Origin of the sequence: Microcystis sp. CS-574, from assembly GCF_028329095.1 — a bacterium.
Classification (GTDB): Bacteria; Cyanobacteriota; Cyanobacteriia; order Cyanobacteriales; family Microcystaceae; genus Microcystis; species Microcystis ichthyoblabe_A.
In genome coordinates this window covers 1-23,596 of record NZ_JAQMSY010000112.1, presented here as the reverse complement: position 1 = coordinate 23,596, position 23,596 = coordinate 1, and the positions used below count along the sequence as shown (strand labels likewise).

The window sequence follows — 23,596 nt, the reverse complement described above, 5'->3', positions numbered from 1 at the left end:
GTGTAGGGTGTGGGGTGTAGGGTGTGGGGTGTAGGGTGTGGGGGTTATTTATTTTCAAGAGCGCGAATCAAAGTTAGCAGGAGTCGGCCTACTGATTCACATTGATTAAGAATAGGATTGACGCTCTGAGGGGAAGCTAGTTCAACTCTTTGAGAGATTAACCAATGAGTCTCCAACTCTTTGAGAGAACCTTGAGCTATGTACAAAAATTGGATGTATTCTCCCCGGGTTTTGCGTCCATACCCCTCGGCAATATTCGCTGCTATTGACACCGAAGCTCGGCGAATCTGTGTTGTCATCCCATAAAGCTCTTCTTTGGGAAAAGTTTTAGTGAGACGATAGCAACTTTCAGCTAAATTTACGGCCTCCTGCCAAACTCTTAAATCTCGGTAAGATTGAATTTTTGAATCCGCCATAGATTTTATCAACTTATCCCTATAGCCTACACTCTACACCCTGTCTCAACCCAAAAGATTGTACTACAATTTTCAGTACCCAGTTTCAATGCAAAGGGGGATAATTTTCGTTAACAATTCTTAAGGAAAAACCAGAAAAATTAGCTGTACGGGGGATGATACCGTAGAAAAGGCAATAGAATAATCATCGTGATATGACTGACTCCCCTGAAATACCTTATTTATTACGCGCTGCCAAAGGAGAAATCTTACCCCGTCCTCCCGTGTGGATGATGAGACAAGCAGGACGTTATATGCAGATTTATCGGGAATTGCGGGATAAATACCCCAGTTTTCGGGAAAGATCGGAAAATGCCGATTTAGCGATCGAAATCTCCCTGCAACCTTGGCGTGCTTTTCAACCGGATGGGGTGATCATGTTCTCCGATATCCTCACTCCCCTAGCGGGAATTGGTATTCCCTTTGATATTATCGAAAGTAAGGGGCCGATTATCGATTCTCCCATTCGTACTCAAGCGCAGGTGGACCAACTTAATCCCCTCGATCCCGATCAGTCTTTACCTTTTATCAAAACGATTTTAAAAACCCTGCGTCAAGAGGTGGGAAATAAATCCACTGTCCTCGGTTTTGTCGGAGCGCCTTGGACTTTAGCAGCATACGCAGTGGAAGGGAAAGGTTCTAAAAGTTATTCTGTGATTAAAGGGATGGCTTTTTCGGAACCCTCGGTACTGCACCAATTTTTAGATAAATTAGCGGATATGATCGCCACCTATGTCCGTTATCAAATCGATTGTGGGGCGCAAGTAGTACAAATGTTCGACTCTTGGGCGGGTCAATTAACTCCCCAAGATTACGATGTTTTTGCCTTACCCTATCAACAAAAAGTAGTTCGTTTGGTGAAAGAAACCCATCCCCATACACCGTTAATTCTCTACATTAGTGGCAGTGCTGGCGTTTTGGAAAGAATGGCTAAATCGGGGGTTGATATTATTAGCGTCGATTGGACCGTAGATATGGCGGAAGCGAGACAGCGTTTAGATAAATCGATGATGGTTCAAGGTAATATCGATCCGGGGGTTTTATTCGGTTCCCAGTCTTTTATTCGCGAGCGGATTATTGATACTATTCGTAAAGCAGGTAATCAAGGTCATATTCTTAATTTAGGTCATGGTGTTTTGGTGGGAACTCCTGAAGATAACGTGCGTTTCTTCTTTGAAACCGCTAAAGGATTTAGTTATCAATAAAGTTACTCAGGGAACAGGGGATGGGGAAATGGGGAAATGGGGGGATTCAACTAATACCCCAAAACCCTAAAACCCCAACACCGGTTTTTACTTTTTACTTTTGACTTTCACACTGTCCCCTAAATTCTGCCGTATCAATTAAAATAATGAAAAAGATATTTCTAACGGGTGTGAGTGGCTGTATTGGGCATTATATCGCCGAGATTTTACTGGAAAATCCCGACTATGAATTATATTTTTTAGTGCGTAATCCAGAGAAGTTAAAATTTACTTATCAAGGGCGATCAAATGTTCATATACTTTTAGGCGATATGCAAAATATTGGGGTATATGCGGAGCTTTTAAAAACAATGAATATAGCGGTTTTAATCGCTACCAGTTGGGGAGGAGAGGAGGAAAGTTATCAAATTAATGTGGTAAAAACCCTAGAATTAATTAGTTATTTAGATGCTCAAATCTGCGAGAAAGTCCTCTACTTTTCTACCGCCAGCATTCTCAATCAAAATAATCAACCTTTACCCGAAGCTGGGGAGATAGGAACTAATTATATCCGCACTAAATACATTTGTTATAGCAAATTTACTGACCTAGAAATCGCCGATAAAATTATCACTTTATACCCCACTTTTGTCTTAGGTGGTGACGAAAATAAACCCTACTCTCATATCTATGGTGGTTTACCGGATGTGTTGAAATATATCGGTTTAGTGCGTTGGTTTCAAGCTGATGGCAGTTTTCATTTTATCCATGCCAAAGATATAGCTCAAGTGGTGAATTATTTAATCGAAAATCCCGCACCAGAAAGCAAAATTGTCCTAGGCAATCAATGCACAACAGCTAACCAAGCAGTGGAGGAAATCTGTACTTATTTAAACAAAAAAATCTATTTTCGCATTCCTTTATCTTTAACCATTGCTAACTTTTTTATCAAAGTTTTTAACTTGCAGATGGAAGCATGGGACCGTTTTGCGATGAATTATCGCCACTTCACCCACATTAAAACCTATACTGCTGCTGATTTTGGTTTAAAAAACTATTGTTCCACCCTCGATGATGTTTTAGCCTTGCGAGGAATTCCCCGAAAAAAACCCTAAGTAGAGGGAACGGAAAAATATCTATAATTAATTCTGTCTGGATACTTACAGCGTTTCCCTAAAGATGAAGTCTAACCTAATTCCGCGACTGACTCCCCAAAACGAAAACTTCCTACCTCACCATTAAGATAACTGCTCTATCGGTGATTCTTGAATTAGTACAAGTGTATGAACAACCGCGTGTAAGCATCCCACCGAAAAACTAATGCGCGGGGGGTTTGGGGGGTAGAACCCCCCAAAAACTTGGCTTGAGTGATAAAATCAGAAATAATGCCCAACTCTTAACGCCAAATAGACTAATCTTGAAATTGTCTAGCATGAAATTGAGCGTAACGACCATTAAGATTTAATAACTCCTCGTGATTACCCACCTCGATAATTTCACCCTTTTCTAAGACTAAAATACGGTTAGCTTTTCTGACAGTTGCTAATCGGTGAGCAATAACAAATACCGTGCGCTCCGTCATAATTCTTTCTAAAGCTTCCTGCACTAAAGCTTCCGATTCCGAATCGAGCGCTGAAGTCGCTTCATCTAAAATTAAAATTCTCGGATTAGATAAAACCGCTCGCGCGATGGCGATTCTTTGTCTTTGTCCACCCGATAAATTAACACCCCTTTCTCCCACATAGGTATAGTAACCCTGGGAAAGTTCACCGATAAATTGATGAGCGTTGGCAATTTTTGCCGCTTTTTCCACCTCTTGCAGATTAAAATCTCCCTGACCAAAAGCGATATTTTGGGCTATAGTACCAGAAAAGAGAATATTTTCCTGCAAAACTACGCCAATTTGTCGCCGGAGACTTTTTAAAGTCACATCACGAATATCCACCCCATCGATTAAAATCTTGCCAGAAGTGGGGTCATAAAAACGCAATAGAAGATTAACTAAAGTGGTTTTTCCCGCTCCCGATGCTCCCACTAAAGCAATCATTTCGCCAGCGTGTGCAGTAAAATTAATATTTTTTAAAACCTGTCTGTCCTCATTGTAAGAAAAATTTACTTGACAATATTCAACTTCTTTGCTATGAGGTGGCAACTCGATCGCATTCGGTTTTTCGGTAATTGTTGGCAAAATAGCTAACAATTCAAAAATCCGATCCATGGAGGCTTGACCCTGTTTAAATTGATTATAATTACTGGTAATATGGGCGATGGGATCGATTAACATTGCCACCGCTGCCACATAACTAACAAAGTCAATTCCAGTTAAATTCTTTTGGGAAATTTGCCAACCAGCGAGAAAGAATAAAAAGATGACACCGAGAGCTTGTAAGAATCCCACCACGACGTATTGTAAAGCTTTGGTGGATTCTGATAGGTATTGAGCGCGGCGATTTTCCTCCGCTTCTTGAGCAAAAAGCTCGGTTTGATAATCTTCAGCGGCAAAAGCTTGCACCACGCGAATACCGCCAAAAACTTCGGTTAATAACGAAGAAAGATTAGATATTTTCGCTTGGGCGCGACGAGCATATTGTAATAATTTTTCACCAAAAAATCCCACCAAAACTCCTAACAAAGGAGCGATAATAATGACAGCGATCGTCAATTGCCAGTTAACAATAAACATATAGGCAAAGACGACAATTAACTGTAAGGCGGAGGGAATAAAATCATGGAAAAATTTATTAATTACTTCCCCAATGCGATCAATATCTTCCGTTAAACGATAGGATAAATCACCAGTTTTCGCCGTTTCAAAGTAATTTAAGCCGAGGGTTTGCAGGTGTGCATAAACTTTTTTTCTTAATTCCAGGGCAATTTTTAAAGAAGCTTTTGCCATCAGGGAATCTTGCCCATACTGAGACATTCCCCGCAGTAAAAAAACCACTGCCCCCACCCCCGAAAGTGTCGCCAATGCCTGCACATTTCCCTCACCGATATATCTGGCCATTTGTCCAGCTAACCAAGCTAAAATCGGCCAAAATACCGTAAATCCGATCGTACAGATGAACGCCAAAATAATTGTTTGGGTTTGGGGACGGAGATAGGGAATGAGGTTCCAATAACTAGAGCGAGATTTCAAAATAATTTAGCGCCTTTAAATATTAAGTATTCCTGCAAAATTAATTTGCTAGTCGAGACAGTTATCAGTTATCAGATTTAAGTTTTAAGTGAGCAGTATTAAATAGAAGTTTCCTACTGTCTTTTCACTGTTTACTGATCACTGTTTACTGATCACTGATTACTGTTTAGGCACTCTTGCACTTTGGCCAGAGGGTTAGTGAGAGGTATAATTAACCTTGCTTAGGTACTGAAGAAAAGGAGATTAACTAACAAATTTGCTTAAGGGGTTAATCAGGATGCAGAGACGTTTTTAGTCCACGTCCCTACGATATTTTCCAATAATACAAAGTTATTTAGCGATTAAACCGCCACAGCTTGATGAATGTAGCCTAATTCCGTCAATTTGTTCCAGACTTTGGCGACACTTTCCTCTAAAGTCTCTAAATCAGTGCGGCATTCCACTTCTGGGTTAAAAGGTGGTTCATAGGGATCATCAATTCCCGTAAAAGACTTGATTTCGCCAGCACGCGCTCTTTTATATAATCCTTTCACATCGCGGGCCTCACAGACGCTTAAGGGAGCATTCACGAAAACTTCGACAAAATTGCCGATTTTTCCCCGTACTTCCTCGCGAATCTCACGATAGGGAGAAATAGCTGAAACTAGGACAATCACACCGTGACGGGTGAGCAAATTAGACACAAAACCAATGCGACGGATATTTTCATCGCGATCCTCTTTACTAAATCCTAAACCTTTGGTGAGGTTCGTCCGTACTATATCGCCATCGAGAACCTCAATTGAATAACCTTCAGCGATTAATTTTGCCTGTAATGCCTCGGTAATCGTGCTTTTCCCCGCACCGCTCAATCCCGTTAACCAAACCGTCACGCCGCGCTGTTTCATAGCAATCATTAATAATACTTAAATCCTGTTTAGCGTACCATATCTCAGGGATCAGTGATCAGTTACCAGTTATCAGATGGGAGTTTTCAGTTCACTGATTACTGATTACTGCTTACTGATAACTGAACAACCCCCCAACCTGATTGAAACAAACAACCTGTCACCACGATCACTGATAATGTATGTTGAGTTACTGTCTTGAATTAAGGTAATGTTTAAGAAATTCCCCCCTCACACCCCGCTCATTCTTGGACTAGGTTCTGGGGTTGCGCTTTTTACTCTCACCAGTCTCTTTCTCTTTCACCCGAAAATTCTCGCTTGGCTCGATCGCAATAGTGCTTCGGTTCCTAGCCAAGATCCTAACCAATCCTCTGCCGTAGTTGATAGCGCTTCCCTACCACAAACCGAGCGAGATGTCAAGTTAAAAGATGTTGCTGATGCCAATGCGCCCTCTTTAGAGCGTAGTCGCGCCCGCTATCTCTTGGCTATGGATTTATTGAGAAAATATGAAGGCGGTCCGGCTTTAAAACAATTAGAAGGCTTAGAAAAACAATATCCTGTCCTCGCTCCCCAGATTCTCCTCAAACAGGGACGCGCCTACGAATTAAGCAATGATAGTGAAAGAGCGCGAGAAATTTGGCAAAAATTACTGGAAACCTATCCCCAATCGCCCGTAGTGGCGGAAGCTTACTACTCTTTGGGCAAATACGACCCCAGTTATCAGGAAAAATTGCTCAAGGAATACCCCCGACACCCGCGCACTTTGGCTTTAATTCGCCAACGTCTTCAAGAAAATCCCGATCAATTTCCCCTATGGTTACAGTTAGCCAAGGCTAATCCTTTTGATCCTACCCTCAATCAAGCCCGCGATCGTTTAGTGAAAGACTACGCCGAGCAGTTGACTCCAGCGGATTGGGCAATGATTGGGGCGGGTTATTGGCAGTCTGGATTGTACGAAAAAGCCTATAAAGCCTACGCTAAAGCCACTCCTAGCCCCGAACAAGCCTATCGTTACGCCCGCGGGCTACAAATTGCCAAAAAACTGCCAGAAGCTCGCAGCGCTTACCAAAAATTAATTAAAACCTATCCCCAGGCCCCAGAAACCGGTTTAGGATTACTGCGACTCGCCCAAATTTCTCCTAACCGCGATGCTATAGCATATCTCGATCGCATTGTCAAGCAATTTCCCGATCGCGCCCCGGAAGCTTTGGAAGCGAAAGCCAAATTACTCAACTCAACTAATGCTCAGGCCGCTAGTCAAACATGGCAAACTTTATTAAATAAATACCCAAAATCCGACGAAGCCGCCGATTATCGCTGGTTAATGGCCCAAAGAGCTGCTAAATCCGGTGATTACGCCAAGGCGTGGCAGTGGGCGCAGCCAATTGCGGTTAATAATCCCGATAGTCAAATTGCCCCGAAAGCGGCGTTTTGGGTGGGAAAATGGGCGCAAAAACTCGGCAAAAACCAAGAAGCAAAACAAGCTTTTACCTACACTATTTCTCGTCATCCCCATTCCTATTATGCTTGGCGCTCGGCGGTTTTATTAGGTTGGGACGTGGGGGATTTTACCACTGTCCGCTCCTATAATCCTACCACCGTCAAACCCGCCACTCGTAACGATCCCCCCGCCGGTTCGGAAGCTTTCAAGGAATTATATCGAATTGGTGAAGATACGGACGCTTGGAATCTCTTCCAAGCAGAAATTGTCGATCCTTGGCATTTAACCGTTGACGAACAATTTAACCTCGGTTTATATAAACTCTCTCGCAATCAAAATTTGGAAGGAATTAACCTGATTTGGCGCTTGCGAGAAAGAGATACCCCAGAGGAAAAGGAAGCCTGGAAAGTCCTGCGACAAAATGATAAATACTGGCACGCTTTATTCCCTTTCCCCTACTACGATACCATCCTACAATGGTCTAAAGATAGACAATTAAATCCCCTGCTAGTGACGGCTTTAATCCGGCAAGAATCCCGCTTTGAAAAAGAAATTCGTTCTCCTGTGGGGGCAGTGGGATTAATGCAAATTATGCCCGATACAGGTAAATATATCGCGGGTAATACTGGCAATAAAAGTTATTCTTTAACCAATCCCGAAGATAACATTATGATGGGGACATGGTATCTCGATTATACCCATGGCAAATTCGCTGGAAATTCACTTTTTGCCGTGGCTAGTTATAACGCCGGACCTGGGGCAGTTTCTAAATGGAAACAGCGTTTTGATTTTAGCGATCCCGATGAATTTGTCGAGAATATTCCCTTTAGAGAAACTAAGGGTTATATAGAATCGGTGTTTGGTAATTATTGGAATTATCTCCAGATTTATAACCCTGAAATTCAAGAGCAAATGAAGAGAGTTGCTAACCCTTACTAGGGGATTGATGGGGATGGGTAATTAACTCATTCCCTTAAAGTTATAATTAAATTGAAGATATATCCCCCCTGCCCCCCTTGATAAGGGGGGTGCCGATAGGCGGGGGGATCCCCCTTAATAAGGGGTGTGCCGATCCCCCCTGCCCCCCTTGATAAGGGGGGTGCCGATAGGCGGGGGGATCCCCCTTAATAAGGGGGGCATCTGACAGTTTTTAAAACCTAGCTACTTACTAACTTTTTTCCTAATTATGCAATCATTTAACTGGCAAACCGTCGATCGAGATTCTCCTTTTACTCGCCTAGATTTTCGGACAAAATTAACCATGATGATCGTGGTTACTCTCATCGCTTTTACTTGGGAAAGTCCCCTCGCTGGCGGTTTTCTAACTCTTATTGTCGCTTTAGCTTGTCTCTGGGCGGGGGTAAAATGGTCTTATCTCCTCACTATTTTAAAATTCATGGCTCCTTTTTATCTATTCTTATTAATTACCATGGGATTTTTTAATGTGGAACAGGTAAAAGCTTTAACGGGAAAACCTGAATTAACTCCCTTATTAACTGTCGGTTCTGCTCAAATGACTGTGGAGGGAACCCTCTATGGTTTAAATGTGATCTTTAAAACTCTCACGATGGTTTTAATTATTCCCCTCGCTATTTTTACCACTGATATAAATCAGATGATGGTGAGTTTAACTAAAGCCAGAATTCCCTACAAAATAGTCTTTATTTTTTCCTCTACCCTGCGTTTATTTCCTCTCCTAGTAGAAGAATCTCGATCGATTATTTCTGCTCAAAGATTACGAGGATTAGCAATAGAAAAAATGGGTTGGCTGCAAAAAGGAAAAATCTACGCTTCTATCGCTGTACCTTTAATTTTAAACGCTATGGCTAAATCGCAAAAACTAGAAGTAGTTCTACAGGCTAAAGCTTTCTCTGGTGATCCCGATCGCACATTTTTACAGGAATCAATCTTAACCAATAAAGACTATTTATTAATTATTGGCTTTCTATTTTTATTGGTTTTGGCAATTATTCTCTATGTAAAATTCGGGGTGGGAAAATTTGCCTGGTTGTTTTAAGCTCAATCCCTATTGTAAGTAGTTAGGTGTTAAAAACTATCAGTTTCCCCCCTTATCAAGGGAGATCCCCCCGCCTATCGGCACCCCCCTTATCAAGGGGGATCCCCCGCCTATCGGCACCCCCCTTATCAAGGGGGGCAGGGGGGATCGGCACACCCCTTATTAAGGGGGGATTAAGGGGGGATCTATCTTCAATTTAATTCTAACCAGCTACTTATAGCTCGATCGATCTGGGTATATAAAGCTTCTAAATCCCCAGAATTGTCCAAAACAATATCAGCTAAGGCAATTTTTTCGGCTAAAGGCATTTGATTATTAATCCGAGCGATCGCTTGTTCCCTAGTTAAGTTATTTCTAGTCATTAAGCGTTGAATTTGTTGCTCGAAACTGCAAGAAATCACCCAAATCTCTGTGACTAAATGGGTTAATTTGGCTTCAAACAATAAAGGGATAGAAAAAACAACTATCGGGGCTTCTAACTGCTCTAAATGCCGATTAAAACATTCTCTAACGTAGGGATGAATCTGACTTTCTAACCAGATTTTTTCCTGGGGATTATTAAAAATAATCTCTCCTAACTGTTGGCGATTAAGGGAATTATCCTCAGTTTTAACTTTTCTGTCATAACGCGCCAAAATTCTCTCTAAAATTGCCGAACCTTTTTCCACTGCTTCCCGGGCATAAATATCCGCATCAAGGACAGGAATTTTGTAGATATTTTCTAAATAATTGGAAACCGTGGATTTACCACAGGCTATTCCCCCTGTTAACCCGATAATTCTTCTTGACATAAATTATTAAATTGCTAATCTCAATTAAGGTGCGTTACGCGCTCGCTAACACACCCCACAGTTATAAACTCTCTATCTGTTGTAAAACTCTTGCTTGTACTTGTTGATAGGCAGTTTCCACATCTCCTAAATCGCGACGAAAACGATCCTTATCGAGAATACGCGCTTGGGCATCCTCTTGGGTTTTATCCCAGAGACGACAGGTATCGGGGCTAATTTCATCACCTAGATAAATTTTGCCCGTTTTATCAACTCCAAATTCTAACTTAAAATCGACGAGAATAATCTGGCACTTATCAAAAAATTCTTGCAGATATTGATTGATTTGCAGGGCTAAATCTCGTAACTGATTGACTTGCTCCTCGCTGGCAATATCAATCACTTTTATGCGATCGGGCGTTAACAAAGGATCGCCTAAAGCATCATTCTTGAGGTAAAATTCTACAAGAGGAAAAGGTAAAATTTTCCCCTCCTTTAATCCCGTTTGCTTGCACAAACTCCCGGCGGCGATATTTCTGACTACTACCTCCAAAGGAATGATTTTAATCGCCTTGACGCGCATTTCCCTAGAACTAGGGCGATCAATATAATGGGTAGGTATTCCTAGAAATTCTAACCATTGAAATAGGGCAGTGGAGACAGTACAGTTAATTTCCCCTTTGCCAACAATTTGCCCGCGTTTTTGGGCATTAAAAGCGGTGGCATCGTCTTTGTAATAAGTAAGGAGAATATCGGGATCATCGGTTTGATAGAGAATTTTGGCCTTGCCTTCATAGAGTTTTTCCATAGTTATCATCCTCGGCAATTGATAAACGAAAATCGATGGTTAATCAGATAGCGGCAGCAGCAAATTTTGGCGATCAACCTAGATAAAAAATTTAGATCATCAGGGAGATGATTGTTGAGAAAAAATAATGTATAATTGCTGCTTAAAGATAACTGTCAACATTTTGCGACCGAATCTTAACCTATAACCAAAAAGTGTCACGATTTAAGTGTCAATTTTTGGCTAATCAGCCAAGTTTTTACTTAAATCCTCAATCATAGCCAACAACTGATATTATCTCCCATTACCATTACCGAAAAATCTAAAGAAATTCCGCAAAATTACCCGCCATCGCCCTATGAACCAGAATCCTCCTAACGATGATAACCCGAATCTCCCCGATCGCCGCAAGGAGAATTTTCTCTATCCTCGCGCCCCCTATTATGGAGAATTTAAGCCAGAAAACTTGCTATTTAACGCCAATTTACAGGAATTTGCCCAAAAAGTCAGTTTTATTTGTAATCTGGAAACCGGGGGCAAAATCAGTTCTCTAGAAGCCTACCAAAAAATTAAAGCCCTCTGGAAAGACTTAAAAGAGAGCAAAAAAGGCCTAGGCATTGGGGAAAATCCCTTTAAAAAAGATGATGATACCTAAAGGATAATCAGGAAAAATCGGGTGCATCTCAATTTTGTAGAAATATCTATATTACAGGGCGCACGCGGTGCGCCCCTACTATTGGCGCAATAATATTATTGTAGGGGCGAATTGCATTCGCCCTCTTTGAATAACTGCTGCTGCTCACCTATATGTGAGAGAAAGTCACAAATATCAGATGCACCCGAAAAATCTCCTGGGTTGATCAAAAATACTGGGACAGAAATATTTTCTGTCCCCATAGAATTAGATAAGCAAACGCTTAAAAATTACCGTGATTTTGGATGGCACTTTCTAATTTTGCCACCACTTCCTCGACGCTAATTACCCCTAAATCGCCCGTGGCACGGGTGCGAATACTTAAACTATTACCTTCCATTTCTTTTGCCCCCACCACTGCCATCACGGGAATTTTTGCGGTTTCAGCATTGCGAATCATTTTACCCAAACGTTCGCCACTGGTATCGGTTTCGGCCCGAATTCCTAACAACTGCATTTTCGCTGTCACCTCTTTAGCGTAATCCAATTGACTATCACTAACCGGTAATAATCGTATCTGGACAGGGGCTAACCAAAGAGGAAAATCCCCCGCGTATTCTTCGATTAAAATACCGATTAAACGTTCCAAAGAACCAAAAGGTGCGCGATGAATCATCACCGGACGTTTACGATTACCATCTTCGGCAACGTATTCTAATTCAAAACGTTCGGGTAAATTATAATCTACCTGTACCGTTCCCAACTGCCATTCTCTTTCGAGGGCATCTTGGAAAATAAAGTCTAATTTTGGACCATAAAAAGCCGCTTCTCCGGGGGCTTCAAAATAATCCATCCCCAAAGTTTGCACCGCTTTTCTAATCGCCGATTGTGCCTTTTCCCAAGCTTCATCGGAACCGATATACTTATCCGATTCGGGGTCACGAAAACTCAATCGCGCCTTAAAATTCTTTAATTGTAAACTCTTAAACACCGTTAAAATTAAATCAACAACGCTTAAAAATTCCTTGTCTAATTGTTCGGGAGTGACAAACAAATGGGAATCATCGACGGTAAAACCGCGAACTCTAGTTAACCCTCCCAATTCTCCCGATTGTTCGTAACGATAAACTGTCCCGAATTCAGCCAAACGCATCGGCAATTCCCGATAGGATCTCAAATCACTTTTATAGATTTGAATATGAAAAGGACAGTTCATCGGTTTGAGGACAAATCCTATTTCTTTACTAGCAGATTCCTCATCGTCTGCCATCATGGGAAACATATCTTCTTTGTACTTTTGCCAGTGACCGGAAATTTTAAACAAATCGACGCGAGCAATATGGGGAGTAACTACGGGTAAATAACCGCGTTTTAACTGTTCTTTTTTGAGAAAATCTTCTAACAAAGAACGAATTAAAGTGCCTTTCGGTGTCCATAAAGGCAACCCCGGCCCGACAGAATCAGAGAAAATAAATAAACCTAATTCTTTGCCTAATTTGCGATGATCCCGTTTCAGTGCTTCTTCCTTGCGGCGCTTGTATTCGGCTAATTGTTGGGGATTTTCCCATGCCGTGCCGTAAATGCGCTGTAATTGGGCTTTATTCTCATCCCCGCGCCAATAAGCACCCGCTACCGTCTCTAATTCGATCGCTTTCGGGTCTAGTTCACTTGTATTACTTAGGTGCGGACCGGCGCACAAATCCCACCAAGCGTCACCAAGATGATAAAGGGTGATGGGTTCTTGAATTCCCGCCAGAATTTCCAGCTTATAGGGTTCATTAATCGCTTTAATGCGCTTTTCCGCCTCTTCCCGAGAAACTTGCTCGCGAATCACCGGCAGTTTTTTATTGATAATTTTGACCATCTCTTTTTTGATGTCCTTGAGATCCTTATCGGTAAAAGGTTCCGGCACATCAAAATCGTAGTAAAATCCGGTTTCAGTCCAAGGCCCGATAGTAACTTGGGCTTTCGGGAATAATTTCTGCACCGCCATGGCCATCACATGGGAGGTGGTGTGACGAATGCGCTTGAGGTGGTCGGATTCGCTGGTTTTCGGTAGTTTAATCGGGGCTTGGTTATCCATATCTCTTCAATTTACACCTTCTCTATTCTCTATTTTAATGGTAAAAGGAGTCTTTAGTCAGGAAAAAAATCAAGATAGATATCAATGCCATTTACCCTCATCTCTAACCCCTAAACCCTCATCTCTATTTCTCGATGAAAAAACTAATTTTATCCTGTTTATTTTTGGTATTGGTTGCTTGTCATGCCTCGGTTAATACTACTGATAACCAAAAACCCAAGGTAATCTCCACTAGCACAATTATCGCCGATTTAACCGCACGAGTGGGCGGTGAAGAAATTGACCATCAAGACATTTTAAAACCCGGGGATGATCCCCACGTTTATGAACCAGTTCCCGCCGATAGTGTGGCTTTAGAAAAAGCCGATTTAATTCTCTATAACGGTTATAATCTCGAACCGGGGTTAATTAAAATGATCAATTCTACGGGAATTAAAGCTAAAAAAGTGGCTGTGGGAGAAGCAATCAAGCCTTTACAATTGGAAAAAGAGGGGCAGAAAGTCCCCGATCCCCACGTTTGGGGTTCAGCAAAAAATGGTATAATCATGGTGGAAAAAATCCGAGATCAATTGATTGAATTAAGTCCCGAAGATAAAGAGATTTTTACCCAAAATGCCGCCCAATTAATCGCAGAATTAGAAAATCTTGATCGCTGGATTACTGTGGCTATTGAAACTATCCCCCCTTCCCAAAGACAATTAGTCACCACTCATGACGCTTTTCAGTATTATGCCCATGCCTACGGGTTAAAAGTTGCGGGAACTTTAATTGGCATTAGTACGGAAGAACAACCTAGCGCCCAAACGGTGAAAAATTTAGCCGATGCTATTAAAAATCTCCGGGTTGCTGCTATCTTTGCCGAGACGACTATTAATCCCGCTTTAATTACCACTGTAGCCGAAGAAGCGGGGGTGAAATTAGCACCACAACAATTATATTCTGATTCGATCGGTGCGGTGGGTACTAGAGGGGATAGTTATGTAAAAATGCTCAGGGAAAATACTCGCTTGATCGTGGAATCTTTAGGAGGAAAAGTACCTCAAGAAGGTCAATAGACCTCTTGTAAAAATCAAAAAATTGTCCTTAGAGTCAGGAGTTAGGAAGGCAGAAATACCGACAATCAGCAATTATCGGTGACTTTTAGATGATGACAAATAGATCAGCAGCTGCCTGTAAGCATCCCACCGAAAAGCTAATGCGCGGGGGGTTTGGGGGGTAGAACCCCCCAAAAGCTTGGATTGAGGGAAAAAATCGAAAGTAACGCCCGACTTTAGCAGAGAGTTTCCCCTTAAAAATCCCAACTTAGTAGATTTACAAAGCGGGGTTTATTTCCCAAATCCTTTACCGCGATTGACAGCAGGTAAACTGAGACAATTGTTAATCTGTTCTTTTAGGGTTTCATGATCGAGATTTTGACCGATAAGAACTAGCTGATTTTTGGGAGTACCTTTCCATTCGTCATCTTCGAGAGTGAAACGCTTACCACTGAGGTGGAAAATATGACGTTTAGGACTTTCATCAAACCAGAGAATACCCTTAGCGCGGAAAACGCTTTCTGGTAACTGATTATCGAGGAAATATTGGAACTTCCGAATCGAAAAAGGTTGGTCACTAGCAAAGGAAATAGAAGTAAATCCATCCACCTCTAAATGATTGGAATGGTCGTGATGATCATGATCGTGATCGTGGTGGTGATCATGGTCGTGATCATGATCGCAATGGTCGTGATCGTGATCGTGGTGATGATGATCGTGGTGTTCTTCTTCTGTGTCGAAATATTTATCCGATTCAAATAGTCCGACGCTGAGAATTAAGGGTAAAGGGACTTGACTTTTGCTAGTGCGAAGAATTCTTGCTCCTTCCTTCATGTCCCGGATTCTTATTTCTAAAGAATCCACATCTGCTTCATCCACTAGATCGGTTTTATTGAGAACAATAATATCACCGTAGGTGATTTGACTTAAGGCCGCTTGCGAGTTGAATAAATCAAGACTAAAATTGGCACAATCCACCATAGTGACAATGGAATCTAAACGGGTCATTTCGCGTAATTCCGTCCCTAAAAAGGTTAAAGCTACCGGTAAAGGATCGGCTAATCCCGTGGTTTCTACGACTAAATAATCGATTTTTTCGGGACGTTCGAGAACTTTATAAACTGCTTGAATTAAATCCTCGTTGATCGTGCAGCAAATACAGCCATTATTTAATTCTACCATGCTGTCATCACTGCTGATAATCAGTTCGTTATCGATACCGATTTCACCGAATTCATTGACAAGAACAGCAGTTTTTAATCCCTGTTGATTGCTGAGAATATGATTGAGGAGAGTAGTCTTACCACTACCAAGAAACCCAGTAATAATTGTTACCGGTAGCCCTTTTTTTTGCACTGACATCGTGTTAATAGCTTGTGATTCGACGGTTTGCATAATGATTTGGGGGTGAGTATTCTGTCACTAAAAAGCGATTTTTCGGGATGAGATGGCTAGTTTTTCTTGATCAAACAGTCTCCACTCGATCGCCGACTATTTTTATTGTAGATATTTTTGGACCACATCCCATCCTGTTAGGGTAACAAAAAGAAAACCCAGAAACAATAAAAGATTAGTGCCGATGTGGAGAGACCGCGCTAGAGGTGGACGAGTTGTAATGTTCAGGCCGGTAATTGCCGAAACAAAAACCAGAAAAACCACCGATAAACCCGCTATCAGGTGGGAAGAGTGGCCTAAACTGCCATAATGACCGATTGTTCCCACTAATCCGATTCCCAGCAGAATTAAGACCAAAGCAACCATGATCAGGCCGCTGAGGAGATGAAAGGGTCTTAACCATTTCGGTCGAGATTGGCCCGCAAGTCGTCGATAACCCATGTTTACCCCCGAAACTGCCAGTAAAAAATAGGCAAAGAGGGTAAATCCCATCGACCAAGCGGCAATTTTCCATAACCAGAGAAAGGAGGGGAGATTCATAGGGGTGGGATTATTGTTAGCAAGGAAAGGGACGACCGATCGTGTTAATTTAAGTTTACCGGACAAAAATCAGCAAGTTAGGGCTAATATGTCTCATCTCACCATCGACACGGAAAATAATCAGCGTCAACCCTTTGAATTACCGGGGGCTAAACCCCATTATAACCCCGATCGACCCGGACAAGTTAATCATATTTTTCTCGATTTAATTATTGATATTCCCCGGCAAAGTTTTCAGGGCAGCTGTCAGATTACCCTCACCCCCATTCGTCAGGGAATTAGCAGTTTAACTCTGGATGCGGTGAATCTAAATATTAATTCTGTGTTCATTGAAGATATCAGTCAACCCTTTGACTATGATCGTTCTCTTCTGACCATTCATCTGCTACAACCCACCACCGATAAACCGATTATCCTGACGATTAACTATCAAGTTAACCAACCACAACGGGGATTATATTTTATCGGCCCCGACGAATATTATCCCGACAAACCGATGCAAGTTTGGACCCAGGGAGAAGATGAAGATTCTCGCTTTTGGTTTCCCTGTTTTGATTACCCTGGCCAATTAGCCACTTCCGAAATTCGGGTAAAAATTCCCCAACCCTATATCGCTATTTCTAACGGGGAATTAATCTCGGTGGAACCCGTGGGTGAGGACAGAATTTATCACTGGTCACAAAAGCAAATTCATCCTACCTATTTAATGACTCTTGCGGTGGGAGATTTTGCTGAATTATGCGACTCATGGAATGGTGTTCCTGTCACTTATTATGTGGAAAAAGGACGGGAAGAAGAGGGACAAAGAAGTATGGGTAAAACTCCCCGCATGATCGAGTTTTTTAGCCAAAAGTTTGGTTATCCCTATCCCTATCCTAAATACGCGCAAGTTTGTGTAGATGATTTTATTTTTGGTGGGATGGAAAATACTTCCACCACAATTTTAACCGATCGCTGTTTAATTGATCAAAGAGCCAGCATTGATCATACTTGGACAGAAAGCTTAGTTGCCCATGAATTAGCTCATCAATGGTTCGGTGATTTAGTGGTGATTAAACACTGGTCTCACGCTTGGATTAAAGAGGGAATGGCTTCCTATTCTGAGGTTTTATGGACAGAATCGGAATACGGAAAAGCAGCTGCTAGTTATTATTTATTAGGGGAAGCAAGAAGTTATTTAGAAGAAGATACTTCCCGCTATCGTCGTCCGATTGTTACTCATGTTTATCGAGAAGCGATCGAACTTTATGATCGTCATCTCTACGAAAAAGGTGCTTGTGTTTATCACATGATCCGCTCTATTTTAGGGGAAGATTTATTCGCAAAAGCGATTCAGACTTTTGTGCGGGATAATGCCCATAAAACCGTAGAAACCGTGGACTTATTACGGGCGATCGAAAAAGCGACCGGGTACAATTTATTATTCCTCTTTGATCAGTACGTTTATCGCGGTGGTCATCCCGATTATAAGGTGGCCTACAGTTGGGACAATCAGAATAATTTAGCCCAATTAACTGTCACCCAAACCCAGGACGAAAAGGAACTATTCGACTTGAAAATTCCCGTCGCTTTTGCCTATCTCAACTCTGAGGATATTACCTACAATCTGCGGATTCACCAAAAAGAACAAAGTTTCTATTTTCCCCTAGCACAAAAGCCCGATTTTGTCAAGTTTGATCGGGGTAATAATTTCCTCAAAACCGTCACTCTTGAGTATCCCATCGCCGAATTAAAAGCGCAATTACAACAGGATCCCGATCCAATTTCCCGTATCTATGCAGCGACGGCCATTGCTAAAAAAGGCGGTTTAGAAGCGATCGAAGCTTTAGGGACATCCCTAGAAAATGAGCCTTTTTGGGGGGTGCGTGTGGAGGTTGCCAAACAGTTAGCAACTCTTGGTTTAGATCAGGCAGTTACTGCTTTAATTAAAGGTTTAAACGACGAAAAAGCCCAAGTACGTCGGGCAGTTGTCGAGGGATTAAGTGAAATTAAAACCTTAGATAGTTATAACGCGCTTAAATCCCTACTAGAAGCTGGAGATGCTAGTTATTATGTGGAAGCGGCCACAGCGCGAGGATTAGGCTCCATGGCCGTGGGACAATTGCAAAATCAAGAAGGGGAAATTATTGACCTGCTCAATCATATTTTACAGTCAAGAAAGGGGTGGAATGAGGTAGTAAGAGCGGGCGCAATTGGCGGTTTAAGCCAGTTAAAAACCTCGCCGGCGGCTTTAGAGTCAATTTTGACCTACACGGCTTTAGGCACACCTCAACCCCTGAGATTAGGCGCTATCCGCGCCCTAGGAGCGATTTCTTCGGGACAAACCACGGATAAATTAACCGTAATTTTGGAACGTTTAGAAACCATTGCCAAGGAAACTTTTTTCTTGACACAAGTGGCAGTGTGTAACGCTTTAGGACAGATAGAAAATGCCAAAGCTATCGCTATTTTACAAGCTTTGAGCGATCGAACTCCCGATGGTCGCGTTCGTCGTGTAGCGGAGGAAGCAGTACAAAAAGTCCAGAAAAAATTAGGTTCCGAGAAAGCAATTCAGGAAATTCGCGAGGAATTAGAAAAAATGAAACAGGAAAATCAGGAACTTAAAAGTCGTTTGACCAAATTAGAGGCGAAAAATAGTTAGTTAACCTGAGTTATCAGTTATCAGTTATCAGTTAGCGGACTCCTAAAAACTTATGGGTTTGGAGACTGAGACGCCATTGGGGATGCCGAAGAACATAATTAAAGACTAACTCTTTGCTTTCTGCTGTATTCCATTCGGGTTGTAGATATTTAATCACCCCTTCCGATAACTTACTTTCCTGCATAGCTGCCCAGTCTAAATCCTCTGGATGAGCCACGACAATTTTTAACTCATTTACCCGTGCATAAATACTAGGATCGGGCATTTTATAAGTTTTAGGAGAAAAAGTCACCCAATCGAAAACCCCAGTAAAAGGATGAGCGCCAGAAGTTTCTAAATGTACCCGTAAACCCTGATTTTTTAATTCCTTGGTCAAAGGATCAAGATTGTGCATCAAAGGTTCACCCCCGGTAATCACCACCATAGCAGGGTTAGCCCCTTTTGCCATCTCAACCAATTCCCCCAGGGATTTTTGGGGATAACGGTGGGCATTCCAAGACTCTTTTTGGTCGCACCAAGGACAATAGACATCGCAACCTCCCAAACGGAGGAAAAAAGCATTGCTTCCCGTCCAAAAGCCTTCGCCCTGGACAGAATGGAAAGTTTCGACAACAGGATAGGTACAATGGTTTATGCTAACCGTTTTCATAGAATTAGTATTATAGAAAATATGGACATTCCCCTGAACTTTGCCAAATACATCCAATGGTCTGGTATTGCCACGCTGGTTTTTTTGGTACTCACGATTATCGCTTTTCTCGTCGGTTGGGGAATCCGCTTTCGTCTCGTCGGTGTCACTAGCTTTATGGCTGTGTTGACGGTGGGGATTTTCGGTCTTGGGTTAGGATTATTTACCCGTACAGAAATTCCGGGGGCGGTGAGATTCTCCCTTGTCTATGATAACGGAGCTAATCAAGCTGTTATCTCCCTGCCCAATACTGTTACTCCCGAGCAAGTGGAAGCAACCCTAAAACAAGCCGCTAGTGACTTGTTTTCCTCCGGTCGCGCCGGTGCTGGCGGTAATAATCAATTTATCATTAGCGCTCGCACTCTCGTTCATCCTCAGCCCGGTTTATCTTCTCCTTTGTACCTGGGACAGATTAAAAAATCCTTCTCCGCCCCGGGGGATAATACTCCTGAACTACAGCTTTTTCCCGAAAGTTTCGCTAAAATTAGCCAATAATCCTTGAGGTTGTCAAAAAATGTCCAATGCTGTCGCTGTTTTGCCCCTGTTAATCGCCCCCGCACAAGTGATTCGGGGTGACAATGCCCTAGAAGAATCCACCGGCAAGTTAGCGGATTTGGGCAAACGTCCCCTGGTGGTGGGCGGCGATCGCAATTTAGCTTTTTTGTCATCTCCCCTGAAAAATCTCACCCCCAGCTATCACAGTTACGCCCCCGATTGTTCGGAAAATTCCCTAGCATATTTAAAGGCATCTGTCAAGAGTCATGAGGCAGATTTTATCATCGGTGTAGGTGGCGGCAAGGCCCTCGATACGGCCAAATTACTCGCCCATCAGTGCCATTTGCCGATCGCCACGATTCCCACCTCCGCCGCTACCTGTGCCGCTTGGACAGCCCTATCTAACGTCTATTCCGACGCGGGGGCGTTTCTTTACGATCTGTCCCTAGCCCGTTGTCCGGATTTATTAATTCTCGATTACGGTATTATCCAAACTGCCCCGAAAAGAACCTTAATCGCCGGTATTGGCGATGCGATCGCTAAATGGTACGAAGCTTCCGTCAGTAGCGGTCATTCCACAGAAACCCTGATCATTGCTGCCGTCCAACAGGCCCGGGTTTTGCGGGATATTCTTTTCCAAAAATCCCCGGCAGCCCTGGAAAATATCGGCGGGGAGGACTGGAAACAGGTAGTGGATGCCACCGTTTTATTAGCCGGAGTAATTGGTGGTTTAGGGGGCGCTAATTGTCGTACCGTGGCCGCCCATGCGATTCATAATGGTTTAACCCATATTCCCGCTTGCCATCATGCCCTGCACGGGGAAAAAGTCGCCTACGGAATTCTCGCCCAATTGCGTCTAGAGGAAATAGTTTTGGGTAATCAATTGGCAGTATCGGCCCGGGGGCAACTAATCCAGTTTTATGAACAAATTGGTTTACCGAAATCCCTAGAGGATTTAGGATTAAGAGATGTTTCCCTGGCCCAGTTGCGCCACGCGGCGGCAATTGCCTGTCAGCCTAATTCGGACATTCATCGTTTGCCTTTTACGGTTTCCCCGGAACAAGTTATGGCGGCCATGGTTTCTACTACCACTGCCGATACAATCGGGCAGAAAGTTAAAGCTAATTAAGGGCAATATTTTCGGGACTTATGGCTTTATCTGCTGCGGGTGAGTAGTGATTTTATTGTAGTGGTGATAGCTCAAATCTTTGCTTTGTTGGTCGAAATCCAGCGTTGATGTTCCTATTGGGACTCTTAAAAATATATGGCGACAAGCTCAAATTGAGGAGGACAAAATATAATGCGATATGCAGTTGTTATTGAAAAAGGAGAAAATAGCTACGGTGCTTATGTTCCCGATCTTCCCGGATGTGTTGCGGTTGCAGAAACATTAGAAGAAGTTAAACAATTAATTGCTGAGGCAATAATTTTTCATTTGGAAGGCTTAAAAGAAGATGGATTAACTGTTCCTGAATCAGTGTCGATCTGTGAGTATGTAGATGTAGCTTAGGGGGTTCCAAGGCGGAAATGAGATTAGACTCATAGCGGCGATTCATTACAATCGACAAAAAATTTATATTCGAGAAGTTTTAACTCATTCTGAATACGACAAAAACAAATGGAAGGAGTAAAAAAATGCCGACGATAGATATAGAGAAAACACGGCAAGCCTGGACAAACTTAAAGCCAATACTCTTTATCCCTCGCAACGAATCAGAATATGAACAATTAGTAATTATGTTAGATAATTTGATAGATGAAATAGGAGAAAATGAAAATCATTCTCTTGCTTCTTTAATGGAAATTTTGGGAATATTAATAGAAAATTATGAACAGGAAAATGTTCCCGAATTATAAATGGTAGGGGGGTGCATTCCCAAATATTGGTTAACCTTGAAATTGTCATGTTTTCAGGGAGGATACCCTAGGAAAGAATGCGCACCGCAAAGCGGAACTCTTCGAGATCGCCCTAAATCATTATCCGGCAAAAGACTTAATTGATTAGTTCGTTCTAGTCGGGTGTTGGGTAAAATCGGTGCGATCGGCTTTCTCCATGGCTCAGGTTTTAGCATATATCGTGTAAATGCGCTAATATTCAAACTAAAGCCGTCCTAAAAAGACGGGGTTTGGAACTCAATTTTTCGATGACGACAATAATCGACGAGTTAAGGCAACAATGGCAAGATCGCCTCTCTCAAACAGAGGATTCCTTAACCGATCGCCAACGGGATACCATTATCAATTGGTTACTCGGTGAAGATAGCCAACGTTGGGAAACTTTAGACGAGAGAGATTTAGAAATCGCTAAACGGGGATTAGTCTATCTTTGGCAAATTCTGCGGCAACGCTATCTCAAAGTTAGTCCCACCCGCGCCTATCGTAACCTGATCGATCGTCTCGGTGCTTGTGTCACTCTCCGGCAAAAAATTCGCACTTGGGTTTCCTTAAGTCGCGATCGTCGGCAAGCGGTGGCCGATGTCTTGCAAGAAATTATTCAAGAAATGTTAAATAGCGATCGCTATCTGCAATCCCAGTTAGCATGGATCGCTCGTTGTACCAACGATCAAGCTACTCGTGATCAGCTGCTGTTAGCCACCCTAGAGGAATACGCTCTGCGTCCGATCCGCAATCAACCCCTGTTAGCCTATCGTTTTGTTAATTATCTCCGTCGTCAATCGAGAAGCGGTATTACTAACGTGCCGCAGCAAGAAATGATCCGGATTCTCTCCGATGAAATTAGTGGCGATGAGGGGGAAACTAGCTTAAGTTTACTGGATCAAAATGCGATCGCCACCTACGAAGATCAACGCACTTCCCAAGAAGCGCAAATTCAACGGGCAAAAGTTCAAGAGAGTTTTGCTAGGTATCTAGAGGAAAATGTTAGTCCGGAGGCGGTGACTTGGTTTAACCTCTATCTAGGGGGCCAAGGACAAGATGCGATCGCCAAAGAGATGAATATTCCCGTCCAACGGATTTATCGTCTCCGGGAAAAAGTTGGCTATCATGCGATTAAGGTTTTTGCCCTCAAGGAAGGGACAGAATTAATCGCTGAATGGTTAGAAATCAGCCCGAAAGAGCATAATTTTGGCTTAACTCTCAGTCAATGGCAAAGTTACTATGCTGGCCTGTCTCCCACGGGTAAAAGCGTTATCGATGGCTTAAAAGCGGGTAAAACCCTTGAGGAAATCGCTGGCGAATTAAACTGTAAACGCACGCAATTGGTCAAAGAATGGACGAAACTTTATCTAAGCGCCCAAAGTCTCAGGACAAAAACCTAATCAGTTATCAGTTATCAGTTATCAGTTATCAGTTCACTGAGAAAACTCCCCACACCCCACACCCCACACCCCACACCCCACACCCCACTTCCCATCCCCTTTTTGATTTTTGACTTCAAGAAATATGT

General features: G+C 42.5%; 22 protein-coding genes. 13 read left to right on the top strand and 9 right to left on the bottom strand.

Going from position 1 to position 23,596, the window contains the following annotated elements:
• Positions 1–44: 44 nt before the first annotated feature.
• Positions 45–416: a four helix bundle protein gene (locus PN470_RS09155; protein ID WP_002784626.1), complete on the bottom strand. Its 372-nt coding sequence runs from the start codon at positions 414–416 to the stop codon at positions 45–47.
• A 194-nt stretch (positions 417–610) separates the two neighbouring features.
• On the opposite strand from PN470_RS09155, the gene hemE reads away from it, so the two are divergent.
• Both hemE and PN470_RS09145 read left to right on the top strand, forming a co-directional pair.
• A complete protein-coding gene (gene hemE, locus PN470_RS09150; RefSeq protein ID WP_271935919.1) occupies positions 611–1,660 on the top strand; it encodes a uroporphyrinogen decarboxylase in 1,050 nt (349 codons plus the stop codon).
• Between the two features lie 146 nt (positions 1,661–1,806).
• Positions 1,807–2,754, top strand: a complete 948-nt coding sequence (locus PN470_RS09145; RefSeq protein ID WP_271935918.1) for an NAD-dependent epimerase/dehydratase family protein — start codon at positions 1,807–1,809, stop codon at positions 2,752–2,754.
• Between the two features lie 296 nt (positions 2,755–3,050).
• Here PN470_RS09145 and PN470_RS09140 read toward each other — a convergent pair whose 3' ends face one another.
• Together PN470_RS09140 and cysC are read right to left on the bottom strand one after the other, a co-directional pair.
• Positions 3,051–4,778, bottom strand: a complete 1,728-nt coding sequence (locus PN470_RS09140; protein WP_103111486.1) for an ABC transporter ATP-binding protein — start codon at positions 4,776–4,778, stop codon at positions 3,051–3,053.
• 341 nt (positions 4,779–5,119) lie between these two features.
• The gene (gene cysC, locus PN470_RS09135; protein ID WP_271935917.1) at positions 5,120–5,665 is read right to left on the bottom strand and encodes an adenylyl-sulfate kinase; all 546 of its coding nucleotides are present in this window, start codon (positions 5,663–5,665) and stop codon (positions 5,120–5,122) included.
• A gap of 211 nt (positions 5,666–5,876) precedes the next feature.
• Here cysC and PN470_RS09130 point away from each other — a divergent pair, with 211 nt between their 5' ends.
• Both PN470_RS09130 and PN470_RS09125 read left to right on the top strand, forming a co-directional pair.
• Positions 5,877–8,045 carry a lytic transglycosylase domain-containing protein gene (locus tag PN470_RS09130; RefSeq protein WP_271935916.1) on the top strand — a complete coding sequence of 723 codons (2,169 nt, stop codon included), beginning with the start codon at positions 5,877–5,879 and terminating at the stop codon, positions 8,043–8,045.
• A gap of 247 nt (positions 8,046–8,292) precedes the next feature.
• On the top strand, positions 8,293–9,123 hold the full coding sequence (locus PN470_RS09125; RefSeq protein ID WP_193979642.1) for an energy-coupling factor transporter transmembrane component T family protein: 831 nt from the start codon (positions 8,293–8,295) through the stop codon (positions 9,121–9,123).
• Positions 9,124–9,314: 191 nt separating this feature from the next.
• Here PN470_RS09125 and coaE read toward each other — a convergent pair whose 3' ends face one another.
• Together coaE and purC are read right to left on the bottom strand one after the other, a co-directional pair.
• Entirely contained in the window at positions 9,315–9,914 is a 600-nt protein-coding gene (gene coaE / locus PN470_RS09120) for a dephospho-CoA kinase (protein ID WP_271935915.1), read from the bottom strand.
• Between the two features lie 61 nt (positions 9,915–9,975).
• Positions 9,976–10,701 carry a phosphoribosylaminoimidazolesuccinocarboxamide synthase gene (purC, locus tag PN470_RS09115; protein ID WP_016514785.1) on the bottom strand — a complete coding sequence of 242 codons (726 nt, stop codon included), beginning with the start codon at positions 10,699–10,701 and terminating at the stop codon, positions 9,976–9,978.
• 337 nt (positions 10,702–11,038) lie between these two features.
• Between purC and PN470_RS09110 the strand changes: the two genes are divergently transcribed.
• A complete protein-coding gene (locus PN470_RS09110; protein ID WP_002776576.1) occupies positions 11,039–11,335 on the top strand; it encodes a DUF7219 family protein in 297 nt (98 codons plus the stop codon).
• 262 nt (positions 11,336–11,597) lie between these two features.
• On the opposite strand, the gene thrS is transcribed toward PN470_RS09110, so the two are convergent.
• Positions 11,598–13,397: a threonine--tRNA ligase gene (gene thrS / locus PN470_RS09105; RefSeq protein WP_002740114.1), complete on the bottom strand. Its 1,800-nt coding sequence runs from the start codon at positions 13,395–13,397 to the stop codon at positions 11,598–11,600.
• Positions 13,398–13,531: 134 nt separating this feature from the next.
• Between thrS and PN470_RS09100 the strand changes: the two genes are divergently transcribed.
• On the top strand, positions 13,532–14,452 hold the full coding sequence (locus PN470_RS09100) for a metal ABC transporter solute-binding protein, Zn/Mn family (RefSeq protein WP_271935914.1): 921 nt from the start codon (positions 13,532–13,534) through the stop codon (positions 14,450–14,452).
• A gap of 270 nt (positions 14,453–14,722) precedes the next feature.
• On the opposite strand, the gene PN470_RS09095 is transcribed toward PN470_RS09100, so the two are convergent.
• Positions 14,723–15,826, bottom strand: a complete 1,104-nt coding sequence (locus PN470_RS09095) for a CobW family GTP-binding protein (protein ID WP_271935913.1) — start codon at positions 15,824–15,826, stop codon at positions 14,723–14,725.
• A 102-nt stretch (positions 15,827–15,928) separates the two neighbouring features.
• Entirely contained in the window at positions 15,929–16,366 is a 438-nt protein-coding gene (locus tag PN470_RS09090) for a DUF4079 domain-containing protein (RefSeq protein WP_016514615.1), read from the bottom strand.
• A gap of 4 nt (positions 16,367–16,370) precedes the next feature.
• Here PN470_RS09090 and PN470_RS09085 point away from each other — a divergent pair, with 4 nt between their 5' ends.
• Entirely contained in the window at positions 16,371–19,007 is a 2,637-nt protein-coding gene (locus PN470_RS09085) for a M1 family metallopeptidase (RefSeq protein WP_271935912.1), read from the top strand.
• Between the two features lie 31 nt (positions 19,008–19,038).
• Here the strand turns inward: PN470_RS09085 and PN470_RS09080 are convergent, their stop codons facing one another.
• Positions 19,039–19,656 (bottom strand): 7-carboxy-7-deazaguanine synthase QueE, encoded by a 618-nt coding sequence (locus PN470_RS09080; protein ID WP_123231030.1) that lies wholly within the window; start codon positions 19,654–19,656, stop codon positions 19,039–19,041.
• Here PN470_RS09080 and PN470_RS09075 point away from each other — a divergent pair.
• The 6 genes from PN470_RS09075 to PN470_RS09050 all read left to right on the top strand — a co-directional run bounded on the left by PN470_RS09075 (position 19,633) and on the right by PN470_RS09050 (position 23,468).
• The gene (locus PN470_RS09075; RefSeq protein WP_271935911.1) at positions 19,633–20,190 is read left to right on the top strand and encodes a Ycf51 family protein; all 558 of its coding nucleotides are present in this window, start codon (positions 19,633–19,635) and stop codon (positions 20,188–20,190) included. The genes PN470_RS09080 and PN470_RS09075 overlap by 24 nt on opposite strands.
• A gap of 19 nt (positions 20,191–20,209) precedes the next feature.
• Positions 20,210–21,319 carry an iron-containing alcohol dehydrogenase family protein gene (locus PN470_RS09070; protein ID WP_002750186.1) on the top strand — a complete coding sequence of 370 codons (1,110 nt, stop codon included), beginning with the start codon at positions 20,210–20,212 and terminating at the stop codon, positions 21,317–21,319.
• Positions 21,320–21,490: 171 nt separating this feature from the next.
• Positions 21,491–21,700, top strand: coding sequence for a type II toxin-antitoxin system HicB family antitoxin (locus PN470_RS09065; RefSeq protein WP_002750184.1), 210 nt, complete (start codon positions 21,491–21,493; stop codon positions 21,698–21,700).
• Between the two features lie 22 nt (positions 21,701–21,722).
• Entirely contained in the window at positions 21,723–21,821 is a 99-nt protein-coding gene (locus PN470_RS09060) for a type II toxin-antitoxin system HigB family toxin (RefSeq protein ID WP_396682506.1), read from the top strand.
• 4 nt (positions 21,822–21,825) lie between these two features.
• Positions 21,826–22,047 carry a hypothetical protein gene (locus tag PN470_RS09055; protein WP_271935910.1) on the top strand — a complete coding sequence of 74 codons (222 nt, stop codon included), beginning with the start codon at positions 21,826–21,828 and terminating at the stop codon, positions 22,045–22,047.
• Between the two features lie 287 nt (positions 22,048–22,334).
• On the top strand, positions 22,335–23,468 hold the full coding sequence (locus tag PN470_RS09050; protein ID WP_272104355.1) for a HetZ-related protein 2: 1,134 nt from the start codon (positions 22,335–22,337) through the stop codon (positions 23,466–23,468).
• Positions 23,469–23,596 lie beyond the last annotated feature (128 nt).